At 68.8% G+C, this 12,637-nt stretch carries 11 protein-coding genes and 1 tRNA gene; 8 read left to right on the top strand and 4 right to left on the bottom strand.

Features of this window, described 5'->3' with window-relative positions; translation table 11 throughout:
• Window positions 1–44 precede the first annotated feature (44 nt).
• From ABZ909_RS17905 to ABZ909_RS17880, 6 genes are all read left to right on the top strand, one after another.
• Window positions 45–563 carry a nuclear transport factor 2 family protein gene (locus ABZ909_RS17905; protein ID WP_357001197.1) on the top strand — a complete coding sequence of 173 codons (519 nt, stop codon included), beginning with the start codon at window positions 45–47 and terminating at the stop codon, window positions 561–563.
• Complete coding sequence (locus tag ABZ909_RS17900; RefSeq protein WP_357000599.1) at window positions 560–1,828, top strand: hypothetical protein; 1,269 nt, start codon at window positions 560–562, stop codon at window positions 1,826–1,828. Before ABZ909_RS17905 ends, ABZ909_RS17900 begins: the two co-directional genes overlap by 4 nt.
• A 25-nt stretch (window positions 1,829–1,853) precedes the next feature.
• Window positions 1,854–3,464: an acyl-CoA synthetase gene (locus tag ABZ909_RS17895; RefSeq protein WP_357000596.1), complete on the top strand. Its 1,611-nt coding sequence runs from the start codon at window positions 1,854–1,856 to the stop codon at window positions 3,462–3,464.
• A gap of 54 nt (window positions 3,465–3,518) precedes the next feature.
• Window positions 3,519–4,229: an acetoacetate decarboxylase family protein gene (locus ABZ909_RS17890; RefSeq protein WP_357000593.1), complete on the top strand. Its 711-nt coding sequence runs from the start codon at window positions 3,519–3,521 to the stop codon at window positions 4,227–4,229.
• Window positions 4,226–4,996 (top strand): SDR family oxidoreductase, encoded by a 771-nt coding sequence (locus ABZ909_RS17885; protein ID WP_357000590.1) that lies wholly within the window; start codon window positions 4,226–4,228, stop codon window positions 4,994–4,996. Before ABZ909_RS17890 ends, ABZ909_RS17885 begins: the two co-directional genes overlap by 4 nt.
• 207 nt (window positions 4,997–5,203) lie before the next feature.
• Window positions 5,204–6,985 (top strand): ABC transporter ATP-binding protein, encoded by a 1,782-nt coding sequence (locus ABZ909_RS17880; protein WP_357000587.1) that lies wholly within the window; start codon window positions 5,204–5,206, stop codon window positions 6,983–6,985.
• A gap of 66 nt (window positions 6,986–7,051) precedes the next feature.
• Here the strand turns inward: ABZ909_RS17880 and ABZ909_RS17875 are convergent, their stop codons facing one another.
• Window positions 7,052–7,873 carry a crotonase/enoyl-CoA hydratase family protein gene (locus ABZ909_RS17875; RefSeq protein ID WP_354839022.1) on the bottom strand — a complete coding sequence of 274 codons (822 nt, stop codon included), beginning with the start codon at window positions 7,871–7,873 and terminating at the stop codon, window positions 7,052–7,054.
• A gap of 137 nt (window positions 7,874–8,010) precedes the next feature.
• Here ABZ909_RS17875 and ABZ909_RS17870 point away from each other — a divergent pair, with 137 nt between their 5' ends.
• On the top strand, window positions 8,011–9,600 hold the full coding sequence (locus ABZ909_RS17870) for a succinic semialdehyde dehydrogenase (RefSeq protein ID WP_357000583.1): 1,590 nt from the start codon (window positions 8,011–8,013) through the stop codon (window positions 9,598–9,600).
• 60 nt (window positions 9,601–9,660) lie between these two features.
• Here ABZ909_RS17870 and ABZ909_RS17865 read toward each other — a convergent pair whose 3' ends face one another.
• Window positions 9,661–10,281, bottom strand: a complete 621-nt coding sequence (locus ABZ909_RS17865; RefSeq protein ID WP_357000580.1) for a YbhB/YbcL family Raf kinase inhibitor-like protein — start codon at window positions 10,279–10,281, stop codon at window positions 9,661–9,663.
• A gap of 165 nt (window positions 10,282–10,446) precedes the next feature.
• Here ABZ909_RS17865 and ABZ909_RS17860 point away from each other — a divergent pair, with 165 nt between their 5' ends.
• Entirely contained in the window at window positions 10,447–11,307 is an 861-nt protein-coding gene (locus ABZ909_RS17860; protein WP_357000577.1) for a helix-turn-helix transcriptional regulator, read from the top strand.
• A 120-nt stretch (window positions 11,308–11,427) separates the two neighbouring features.
• Here ABZ909_RS17860 and ABZ909_RS17855 read toward each other — a convergent pair.
• A tRNA-Pro gene (locus ABZ909_RS17855) sits at window positions 11,428–11,501 on the bottom strand.
• 65 nt (window positions 11,502–11,566) lie between these two features.
• A complete protein-coding gene (locus ABZ909_RS17850) occupies window positions 11,567–12,610 on the bottom strand; it encodes a DUF3824 domain-containing protein (protein WP_357000574.1) in 1,044 nt (347 codons plus the stop codon).
• Window positions 12,611–12,637 lie beyond the last annotated feature (27 nt).

The raw sequence follows: 12,637 nt of genomic DNA, 5'->3' as shown, positions 1-12,637 counted from the left end.
AGAAGGAGGCCGCGGTGAGCTGGTCCCGCGACGAACTCGACGAAATGATCCGCCGCTGGGTGGACGAGAACAAACAGTGTGAGGCACAGGGCGATTGGAAGCCGCTCGAGCACTTCTACACCGAGGACGCCACCTACGGCTGGAACTACGGCCCGCAGCAGGAGTTCATGGCCGTCGGCCGCGACGAGATCCGTGACATCGCGCTCGGCCAGGAGATGTTCGGCCTGGAGGGCTGGACCTATCCGTATCAGGAATTCGTGGTCGATGAGCGCAGCGGCAGCGTCATCGGCTTCTGGAAGCAGGTCAACGAGGGCCGGCGGGCGGATGGCCGGCCCTACAGTCCGGAAGGCATCGGCGGGAGCTGGTTCCGCTACGCGGGCGACTTCCAGTGGTCCTGGCAGCGCGACTTCTTCGACTTCGGCAATGTGACCGCGCTCTTCGTCGAGATGATCTCCAACGACGCGCTGTCGTCCGGAATGCGCAAGCGCATGGAGCGGGCCATGACGGGCGAACCGCTGCCCGGCTGGTATCCCATCGGAGAGGGGCCGGTGCCCCTGTGGTGAACAGCAGATTCGAAGCCCTGACCAGATCCGAACTGGCTCTGCTGGTTCCGGAGCTGCTGCTGTGCGGTCACCTCATCGACCGCTCCGGCATGGCGCACGTGCTGGGCGCGCTCGGCCGCGAGGGCATGACCGCGGTGGCCATCGACGAATGGCGGCTGGCCAGCCCGGTCTACACCCGGCGCATGCGGCGGGCGCTCGACATCACCGGCGACGGCGTGGACGCCATCTTCAAGGGCTTCCAGCTGGATATCGGCGCGCCACCGCAATTCATGGACTTCCGCTTCCGGGTGATCGACCACGACCACGGCGAATTCCACCTGGACCACTGCGGCGCGCTCGCCGACGTGGAGCCGATGGGCACCGAGTTCGTGGTCGCCATGTGCCACGACATCGAGGACCCCACCTTCGACGCGACCGCACTGGCCACCAACCCCTATGCGCAGGTCCGCCCGGTGCACCGCCCGCCCCGCGAGCCCGCCGACCGGCTGGAACATCCCAAGAAACCGGTGTGCGCGTGGACGGTCACCATCGATCCCGCCCACGAGCCACCGGTCCCGCCTGCCGACGCGCAGGTGGTGGCCGGATCCGAGGCCGCCGCCACGGTATTGGCGCCCATCGATCCGGAAGATCCGGGGCGGCAGGACTATTCGGGCCCGCTGCTGAGCGATCTGCGCTTCGCGGACTTCTCCCGCTCCGCGCTCATCCGGATCGCCGACGAGGTGTGCCTGCAGCACCACCTGCTCACCCTCGGCTACAAGACCGCCGTCGAAGCCCGGACGAAACCAGCAGTGGCGCTGGACATCCTGCGCAAGCAGTGGACGGGAATCGCCGGACTCACCGCCGAACGCATCCGCACGGCGCTCGGGCTCGGCGACGACGCCGCGGCGCTGGTCAAGGTGCTGCGGCTGCATCCGGCCTTCAATCCGGCCGCCTACGTCGACATCGCGGTCGCCACCGAGACCACCGGCGGCGAACAACTGGTGGAACTGCGGATCGGCCGCGGCTGCGGCGCGATCGACGACGGTGCATGGCCCGCCCTGCTCGACCCCGAGCACCTGGCCCCGATCGACGCGCTGGTGCGCGGGGTCAACCCGCGCTTCCACACCCGGGTCCGCTCCGTCGACGAGTGCGGCCTCACCCTCGAAATCGGTTGTGCGGACCTGCCGTACCGCGAGGCCGACGAGGTCGCCATCACCCGGTTCAGCTCCGGGGCCGCCTTCACCTTCACCGACCGGGGCACCCCGCTGCCGCTCACCGTCCTGTAGCCGGAAAACACCAGGAGATACGGCCATGGCGTGTACTTTCGCCGACCTCTACGAACACGCCGCCGACGCCGTGCCGGACCGGACCGCCGTCATCGAGGGCCCGCGCCGGCGCACCTTCGCCGAACTCGACGCCCGCGCCAACCGGCTGGCCCACCACCTCGCCGCCGCCGGGGCGGGATCGGGCACCCACGTCGGCTTCCACATGCACAACAGCATCGAGAGTCTCGAAACGTTGCTGGGCTGCTATAAGATTCGCGCGGCGCCGGTCAATATCAACTACCGGTACCGCGCGGAGGAACTGCGCTACGTCTACGACAACGCCGACCTCGAGATGGCGGTGCACCACCGCTGCTATGCGCCGCTGATCGAGGAGATCCGGCCGCGATTGCCGAAGCTGCGGCACACCCTGGTGGTCGAGGACGATCAGGGCGGTGCGGGGCTGGCGACCGCCTCCGTGCCGTACGAGCAGGCGCTCGAATCCGGTTCGCCCGACCGGGATTTCGGGCCGCGCAGCGCCGACGACCACTTCATCATGTATACCGGCGGCACCACCGGCCTGCCCAAGGGCGTCATCTGGCGGCAGGAGGACATGTGGCGGGTGCTGGGTGGGGGCATCGACTTCTACACCGGTGAACCCGTCGCCGACGAGTACCAGCAATCCCGCGCCGGGGCCGAAAACCCCTCGCCCATGACGTGGTTCGTGCTGCCGCCGCTCATACATGCCGCCGCTATGATGCCCACCTTCACCGCGCTGTGGTCCGGCAACGCGGTGCTGTTCCAGCCGCGCTTCGACGCCGACGAGGTGTGGCAGGTGGTGGCGCGGGAGCGACCCCAGGTCCTGGTGGTCACCGGTGACGCCATCGCCCGGCCGCTGGTGGACTCCTACCGGGCCGCTCCGGTGGACGCGTCCTCGCTGATCTCCATCGGCTCCGGCGCGGCCCAGCTCACCCAGCCGGTGAAGAACGCACTGCTGGAACTGTTCCCGAACACACTGGTCACCGAATCCATCGGTTCCTCCGAAACCGGTTTCGGCGGTATCGGATTCGCGCAGAAGGACGACGATCCGGCCCGCGCGCCACGGGTCGACACCGGGCGCGGGGCGCTGGTGGTGGACGACGCCGGGCGGCCGGTCGGACCGGGCGGCGAGGGCTGGGTGGCCAAGACCGGCAATGTGCCGATCGGCTACTACAAGGATCCGGTCAAGACCGACAAGCTCTTCCGCATCGTGGACGGGGTGCGCATGGTCATCACCGACGATCGCGCGCGCGTGGAGTCCGACGGGTCGGTCACCCTGATCGGGCGCGGCAATATGGTCATCAATACCGGCGGCGAAAAGGTTTTCCCGGAAGAGGTCGAGGCCACCGTCAAGGCTCATCCTGCCGTTTACGACGCGGTCGTCGTCGGGGTGCCACACGAGCGCTGGGGGCAACTGGTGGCGGCCGTGGTGTCGCCGGCCGCGGGCGCGATCGACTTTGCCGCGCTGGCGGAGCACGTGCGCGAGCATCTCGCGGGATACAAACTGCCGCGGCGGATCTGGGTGGCCGAGACCGTTGTGCGCACGCCCGGCGGCAAGCCCGACTACCGCTGGGCCAAGGCGTATGTGGCCGCGCGGGAACCCGACCACGAGGTGAGGTGAAGAAACTCGGTGAAACGACCGGCGTCCGTCACTGAAACCTGTTCTAATTCTGGCATGGAGGCGCATACCGTACTCGGCGAACAGGTCCGCATGCCGGTGCAGATCCGGCATGCGGACGCCTGCTCGGCGCTGTTCCTCGCCGACGCGGCCGCGGCCCGCGACCTGCTCTCCGGCACCGGGCTGGAGCCGATCACGACGCTGCCCGGAAAGGCTGTGCTCTCCCTGGCCTTCGTCCGCTACATCGACGGAGACCTCGGGCCGTACCACGAATTCGCCTTCTCGCTCATGGCCAGACAGCCCGGGCGCAAGAACAGCACCGGCGCGTACATCCACTGGCTGCCGGTCAACCAGAGCTTCACCTGTGAAGCGGGTCGGTCCATCTGGGGCTTCCCGAAACTCATGGCCGATATCGACATCACGCCGGACGGCCGCGGGCACCGCTGCGAGGTCCACGTCGACGGGCAGTTCGTGCTCGCGCTGCGGGTCGCCGACGGCTTCCGCTTGCCCGGCGGCGCGGGCGGGGCATCCATCGACGCCTACACCGCTCGCAACGGAATCCTGCGGCGCACACCCTGGGTCATGAATCCGGCCCAGGTCCGGGGACGGCCGGGCGGTGCGCGCATCGAACTCGGAGACCATCCGGTCTCCGAGCAATTGCGGGCGCTGGGACTCCCCGCGCATGCACTGTTCTCCAGCCGGATCGGCGCACTCCGCATGACCTTCGAGGACGCCGCGACGGTATTGCAGACCCGGGAGGTCCGATGAGCCGGACAGCACTCGTCACCGGAGCGGCCAGCGGCATGGGCCGCATCGTCGCGCAGCGACTCGCCGCCGCGGGCTGGCAGGTGGCCGCGGTCGACCTGAACGCGGACGGCCTGGCCACCATGGCCGCGCGCTCGCCCAACACCCACACCTACGCGTGTGACGTGTCGGATTCCGCGCAGGTCCGCGCCGTCGTCGACAAGGTGCGCGCGGAACTGGGCACCATCGACCGCCTCGTGCACGCGGCCGGCATGGCCCACGTGCACGCCTCCGTGCTGGACCACGACGTGGCTCAGATCCGGAAGATGATGGACATCAACTACATCGGCACCGTCAACCTCTGCCAGGCCGTCATCCCCGCCATGAAGCAGGCCGGCGCGGGCACCGTGGTGCTGTTCGCCTCGCTCGCGGGGTGGCTGCCCTCACCCGGCATGGCCGGGTACACGGCCTCCAAGCACGCGGTGGTCGGCTTCGCCGACAGCCTCTCCTATGAACTGCACGGCACCGGCGTGCGGCTGCTCGTGCTCTGCCCGCCCATGGTGGAGACCCCGTTCCTGGACGCGGTCCGCAAGGAGAACGCCAGCGTGCTCGGCAATGCCGGCGGCGCCACGCCCGAGAGCATTGTCGACGCGCTGGAAAAGGCGCTCGCCAAACCGAAGGCGCCGCTGTTCGTCTTCCCCGGACAGGCGCGGCCGGCGTATCTCGTGCGGAGGCTGCTTCCCGGCCTGGCGCGCGCCATCGTCCGGCGCTCGGTGCACCCCACCGAGTAATCCCCGAACGTGGATGCCGGCACGTGCTCCGATCGGCATCCGCTCCCGGCGCTGGGCAGCCGGCCCTGCGGCTGCCCAGCGCTGAAAACCGCTGGGCCGGCGCCGGAAACCAGCTACGGCATGGCAAAAATTCGGTGGCGAACCCTCTCCCCACCAGGCACTCTGGGCTGTCTGCACTGCTCGAAGCACCTATTCGAGAGGGGATGGATGAGTTCGCGCACATCCGCTGTCAGGCTGGTTCTGCGCTACTACGGCCGGGAAATGGCCCGGCGCAAGGCAATCACGATTCCGGCCATGCTGGGGCCCGCCCTCGGCAATGTCTGCCAGCTCTACATCGCGCCGCTGCTGGTCGCGGTGGTCGTGGGCAAGGTGGCCGCCACCGGTGACTCCTCGTTCGGCACGCTCGCGCCGTACGTGATCGGTTTCGGCGCGCTGCTGTTCATCGCGGAAGTCTTCTGGCGGTTGGGCATCCACTGCCTCAACCGCCTCGACGCCTACGGCATCGAGAGCCTCTACAACACCGCCATGGACGAACTGCTGGCCAAGGATTCGGCGTTCTTCCACAACAACTTCGCGGGCTCGCTGACCAAGCGCGCGCTGAGCTTCGCGACCCGGTTCGAGGAGTTCGCCGATACCTTCGCTTTCGAGATCGTCGCCGCCCTGGTGCCGCTGAGCTTCGCCTCGGTGGTGCTGTGGCGCTACGACCCGATGCTGGTCGTCGTGCTGCTCGGCCTGATCGCGGTGAGCGGCGTCGTGGTCGCCCCGCTGATCCGGCGGCGCCAGCACCTGGTCGACGATCGCGAGGCCGCCATCGCGCGGGTGTCGGGCCACGTCTCCGACACCCTGTCGAACATGCAGGCGGTGCGGGCCTTCGCGGCCGAACCGCAGGAGATCGACGAGCATCGGCGGCGGGTGGCGGTGCAGCGGCGAAAGTCGTTGCGGTCCTGGGACTACAACAACCTGTACATCGACACCGCGGTCACGCCGCTGATGGTGATCGTGAACGTCTCCGGATTGCTGATCGCCCTGGGCATCGGCGGCGGGCACGCCTCGGTCGAGGTGATCATGGTGGCCTTCACCTACTACTGGAACGCCACCGGCATCATGTTCCGGTTCAACCAGATCTACCGACGGCTGGAGAGCTCCACCACCGAGGCCGCGCAGTTCACCGAACTACTGCTGGAATCGCCGACGGTGCTCGACACGGCCGAGCCGGAACCGCTCTGCCCCAAGGGCTCCGGCGTCCGGTTCGAGCGGGTGGACTTCGCCCACGCGGGTGCGCCGCCCCTGTTCCGCGGGCTGGATCTGGAGGTGGCCAGTGGCGCGCGCATCGGCCTGGTCGGCCGGTCGGGCGGCGGCAAGAGCACGCTCACCCAGCTCCTGCTGCGCATGATGGACGTCGACGGCGGTGTCATCCGGATTGGCGGACAGGACATTTCGCGCCTGCGTCAGCATGATCTGCGCAGCCTGCTGTCCTACGTGCCGCAGGACCCGGCCATGTTCCACCGGTCACTGAGCGAGAACATTCGCTTCGCCCGGCCCGAGGCCACCGACGAGGAGCTGCGGCGCGCCGCCAAAGCCGCGCACGTCACCGAATTCGCGGACGGGCTGCCCGAGGGCATGGACACGCTCATCGGCGAGCGCGGCGTGAAACTCTCCGGCGGGCAACGCCAGCGGGTCGCGCTCGCGCGGGCCATCCTGCGCGACGCCCCGATCCTGCTGCTGGACGAGGCCACCAGCGCCCTTGACTCCGAGAGCGAAATCCTTGTGCAGCAAGCGCTCTGGGAGTTGATGGAAGGGCGTACGGCGCTGGTGGTCGCGCACCGGTTGAGCACGGTGGCCGGGATGGACCGGCTGATCGTGCTCGATCGCGGGCGGATCGTCGAACAGGGCAGCCACGAGGAGCTGCTGCGCGGCGAAGGTACGTACGCGCAGCTGTGGCGGCACCAGTCCGGCGGCTTCCTCGGCGAGGAACTGGCCGCCCGCTGACGGTGAGGTGGCGATGCGAGAGGTCCGTCGCCACCTCATCTCCGGGGGGACAGTTCCCCGGAATTCCTAGTTGCCCTGGAAGTTCGGCTTGCGCTTCTCGGCGAAGGCGCGCGGGCCCTCCTTCGCGTCGTTGCTGCGGAAGACCGGCAGGCCGACCTTGGCGTCGATCTTGAACGCCTCTTCCTCGTGCATGCCCTCGGTGTCGCGAATGACCTTGAGGATCGCCTGCACGGCCAGCGGGCCGTTGTTGTTGATCAGCTCGGCGATCTCCAGCGCCTTGTCCAGCGCGGTCCCGTCCGGCACCACGTGGCCGATGAGGCCGAAGTTCAGCGCCTCGGCCGCGGTGATGTGGCGGCCGGTCAGCAGCAGTTCCGCGGCGACGGTGTAGGGGATCTGGCGCGGCAGCCGCACCGCCGAGCCGCCCATCGGGAACAGGCTCCACTTCGCCTCGGAGACACCGAACTTGGCGCTCTCACCGGCGATGCGGATATCGGTGCCCTGCAGGATCTCGGTGCCGCCCGCGATGGCCGCGCCCTCCACCGCCGCGATCAGCGGCTTGGTCAGGCGACGGCCCTTGAGCAGACCGGGCATGCGGGACGGGTCGAACGCGCTGCCCTCCTTCATGCCGTCGTCCGGGCTGCGCTTGTTCATGGCCTTCAGATCCGCGCCCGCGCAGAACGCGCCGCCGGCACCGGTGAGGATGCAGGAGCGGATCTCCGGATCGTTGTCGACGGTGTCCCACGCCTCGGTCATGATCGCCAGCATCTCGCCGGTGAGGGCGTTCTTGGACTTGGGGCGGTTCATGGTGACGATCAGCGTCGCGCCGCGCTTCTCGACCAGAGCGTGCGGTTCGGTGTTGCTAGGTGTTTCAGCAGTCGCTGCGGTCATCGCCGACCCTTCTTTCCACATGGGCGAACCAAGATTCCGGCACGAAACTACCCCGCGCCGTTGTCCTGAACAATAACGTGTTCTAGTTTGGATCATGGTGACCGCCGTCACGGGCGGCAAGTAGTGGAGAGAGTCCCATGAGCACAACGAGCAAGGCGAAGCTTCCGCCGCGCGTCACGGAATCCCTCATCAACCGGCTGACCGCGATGGTGACGGCGGGCAAGGCCGGCGAGGCCCGCGAGCCCTTCGAGATGGTCGAGGTCTACACCGGCGACGTCGTCGGCTACCTGCCGCAGTCCTCGCCCGAGGACGTCGAGGCCGCCGTCGAGATCGCCCGCGCCGCCCAGAAGGAATGGGCCGCCCGGCCGCTCAAGGACCGCCTCGCCGTATTCGAGCGCGCGCACGAGCTGATTCTCTCCGAGATCGAGACCATCGCGGACCTGATCCAGATCGGCTGCGGCAAAGCGCGGCGGATGGCCATCGAGGAGGCGTGCGATACGCCGATGGTCATCGCCCACTACCTGAAGACCGCCGAGAAGACCCTCAAGCCCAAGAAGCGCAGCGGCCCGATGCCGGTCATCACCTCCTCCACCGAGGAGCACCGGCCCAAGGGCGTGGTCGCGGTCATCGCACCGTGGAACTTCCCGTTCGCCATCTCCATGTCCGACTCCACCCCGGCGCTCATGGCCGGCAACGGCGTGATCATGAAGCCGGACAACAAGACCGCGCTGTGCACCCTCTACGGCATCGAACTGCTGCAGAAGGCGGGCCTGCCGCGCGGGCTCATCCAGGTGGTCTGCGGCGGCGGCCCCGACGTCGGCCCCACCCTTATCGACAATGTCGAATTCGTCATGTTCACCGGCTCCACCGCCACAGGCCGCACCATCGGTGAGCAGGCCGGACGCAACCTCATCGGCTGCAGCCTGGAACTCGGCGGCAAGAACCCGATGATCGTGCTCGACGACGTCAACCTCGACGAGGCCATCCCCTCGGCCGTGTTCGCCGTCTTCGGCAACACCGGCCAGGCGTGCATGCACATCGAGCGCATCTACGTCCACGAGCGCATCTACGACGAGTACCTGCGCCGCTTCGTGGCCGCCGCCGAGGAACTCGCCGGCAAGATGGGCGCCAGCTACGACTTCGATCCCGAGATGGGCTCGCTGGTCTCGGTGGACCACATGAAGCGCGTCGCCTCCCACGTCGACGAGGCCCGGGAGAAGGGCGCGACCGTCGTCACCGGCGGCAATCCCCGCCCCGACATCGGCCCCGCCTTCTTCGAGCCGACCGTCCTCACCGGCGTCACCAAGGACATGGCCCACGCCACCATGGAGACCTTCGGCCCCGTGGTCAGCATCTACAAGTACGGCACCGAGGACGAGGCCGTCGCGCTCGCGAACGACACCGCGTACGGTCTCAATGCCAGCATCTGGACCGGAAACATCGACCGCGCAACGAAACTCGCCGAGCGCGTCGAAGCCGGCGCCATCAATATCAACGACGGCTTCGTCACCAGCTACGCCGCCAAGGGCACCCCGTCGGGCGGCGTGAAGCAGTCCGGCGTCGGCACCCGCCACGGCGCGGCCGGCATCCTCAAGTACACCGACACCATCAATGTCGGCGTGCAGAAGAAGCAGATCATGGCGGCCCGCGCCGCCATGCCCTACGAGAAGCAGCTCAAGTCCACCCTGGTCACCCTGCGCCTCATGCGGCGCCTGCACCTGGGCTGAAAGCCGTTCCACCACACCGGGTCCCGGCCGATACCGCCGGGACCCGGTGTGCGTTCCGGGTCAGGGTCGCTGCGCGGTCAGCGACAGCCGGGCCACGCCGATGATGTGCGAACCCATCGAGAAGGACGCGACCGTCGGGGTGGTCGCCGCGGGCAGGTCCAGGGTCGGGGTGTCCAGGGCCAGCACGGAGATCTGGTAGGTGTGCGGCCGGTCGCCGGCGGGCGGGCACGGCCCCAGGTAGCCGGGGACGCCCGCGTCGTTGGCGCCCGCCACACCCGCGGTGCCAGCGGTGAAATCGGTTGCGGCAGCGGGGATGTCCCAGTTCATCCAATGCCAGAAGCCCGCGCCGGTCGGGGCGTCCGGATCGAACATGGTGACCGCGAAGCTCCTCGTTCCGGCGGGAGCGCCGGACCAGTGCAGGCGCGGGACGTGATTGGCGGCCGTGCAGCCGAAGGCGCCCGCGTAGAAGTCGGCCGGGAAGGCGTTGCCGGCCGTGGCGTCGCCGGTGGTGACGGTGAACTGGGCGGCCGACGCGGGGACCACGGCCCGAACCTGAACGGAGGGAGCCGGATTCGAGCTCGGGGTCGCGGAGGACGAATCCCGGTCGCTGCCGCAGGCGGCGGCGGACAGCAGGGCCGCCACGGCGAAGGTCGCGGAAACGATGCGTGCGGTGCGATTCATGGCGGTTCTCCTCGTCGTTCGAATGGCAAGAAAGAGACTCTCGAAATCCGGTACCGCCAGGGAGATCGTCCGCACCCTGGTATCCCGCGTACCACCCGGCCGCGCCTTAGGCTGAGGGCCGGGAGCCCGGGCGGTGCCGTGGCTCCGGCGAGAAGGAGTGCGAGCGTGGACACTACGGCATCGGGAAGGGAGCTGGGCGCCTTCCTGCGGGCCATGCGGGAGCGGCTGACCCCCGAACAGGCGGGGCTGCCGAACGTCGGGCAGCGGCGCACTCCGGGCCTGCGACGGCAGGAGGTGGCGCAGCTCGCGGCGGTCAGCGTCGACTGGTACATCCGCCTCGAACAGGGCCGCGTCGGAACCCCCGGCGCCGCCATCCTCGACGCCCTCGCCGACGCGCTGCGGCTCACCGATACCGAGCGCGCGCACCTACACCTCATCGCCCGCGGCGCCCAGCCGCCCACCCGCCGCCGACCGGCCGACCCGCCGGAGTCACTGCGCGCCATCCTCGACGGCCTGCCCGCCCTCCCGGCGTACCTGTCCGACTTCCGCCTCGACGTGCTGGCCCGCAATACCGCCGCGTCGGCGCTGTTCGGCCCGGGCTTCGAACCCGGCATCAATCTCGCCCGCCTGACCCTGCTCGACCCCGCCACCCGCGCCACCCAGCTGGACTGGGAGCGGGTGGCCCGCGAGACCGTCGGCAACCTGCGCCGCAACCTGGCCCGCCACCCCGACGACCCGCGCCTACGTGAGGTGATCGGCGAATTGCGCACGGAGAGTCCCGAATTCGCCACCTGGTGGGACGACCATGCGGTCCAGGACCGCAGCCACGGCACCAAACGCATCCGGCATCCCGAAGCGGGCGACCTGACGGTCTGCTACGACAACCTCACCAGCCCCGACGGGGCCGACCACAGCATCACGGTCCTCACCCCCGTGGACGCGGCGTCCACCGCCGCCCTGCGTGCCATCCTCACCGACCACGCGGATCGCCTGGGCGGCACCCGCCTTCGTCCGGTCGCGGGCTGACGACTGAAAATCGACCCCCGAAAACACGCTGGGTCCCGGAAAAACACGCTGGGTCCCCGAAAACACAAAACCCCCGGCTCTCGAAAGAGCCGGGGGCCGAGTTGTGTCTCAACCACACAGTCGGGGTGACAGGATTTGAACCTGCGACCTCTTCGTCCCGAACGAAGCGCGCTACCAAGCTGCGCCACACCCCGTGAAGCGAACCTGCAGTAGCTTAGCGCACCCGCCGTCCAGGTGTTAAATCGGCTGGTCAGGTGCTCTAAAGCAGGCGAAAAGTGGCGAACAGCTTACGCGCGAAATCGGCCGTGACCGAGCGATCCACGCCCGTGTCGGCGAGGATCACCAGCACCAGCGAACCCTTGCCGGTGCCCACGCTGAGGGCGAAGGTGTAGATCGAATAGCCGGTGGCGCACCCCGCGGGAGCGGTGAAGCCGCCGCTGGTCTCCAGGAAGGTGCCGTGCAGTTGGCCGTCGCTGGTGTCGAGGGGTTGCGCGGTGCCCGCGGCGAGCGAGGTCTTGGTGGTGTAGCCGATGCGGGCGGCGTGCGCACCCACATCGGTGGCCGCCGCGGTCGCGTCGGAGATATCCGAGGTGGACAGGAACATGGTGGTACGTACATTGCTCGGGCAGTAGTCCGAGCCCTCCTGCGCGAAGCCGGCCGCGGGAATGCTGTCGGTGCCGTTCCCGTAGGTGGTGGCGGTCAGATCGGTCGTCCAGTCGCTGGGGATGTCCCACGCGGCCTTCAGGTCCTTGGGCACGTCGACCTGATAACCGGGAATCTGGGGAGTCAGGGTGGACACCGGGGCCGTGGTGGTGTGCGGCGTGGTGGCGGCCGTGCTGGTGATCGAGGTGGGCTTGGCGGCGGTCGGGGTGGGGCCCGTGCCGGAATCGCGCATCACGATCACGATCGCCACGACGGCCACGATCGCCACCACGAGCGCGCCTACGCCCGCCAGCAGCCACACCCGCCCGCGATTGCCGCCCGGCGGGGGTGCGAAGCCGCCCGGTTGCGCGGTGGCGAAGGGCGACGGGCCGGTGTTGTGCGAATTCGCGTTCGGCGGAACGGGATTCGGCCCGGACCGATAGGGCGAGGACTGGTAGGGGTTGGGCCCCGACTGGTACGGGCCCGGCCGCGGCACCGGACCCGGGATCGGATTCGGCCCGGAGGCATAGGGATTCGGGCTCGGATGGGGATACGGCGTCGGGCTGGGCCGGGGCCGTTCGTGTACCGGCCCTTGCCACCAGTCGCCGCTGGACGTCGTCTTCTCGGGATCGATGTCCTGACCGTCGGTTCCATCGCTCATCGTCGGACCCCCTGTCTGACGAGTCGT

It is taken from the genome of Nocardia sp. NPDC046763 (assembly GCF_040645495.1).
Classification (GTDB): domain Bacteria; phylum Actinomycetota; class Actinomycetes; order Mycobacteriales; family Mycobacteriaceae; genus Nocardia.
This window is presented reverse-complemented; position numbering and strand designations above follow the sequence as displayed.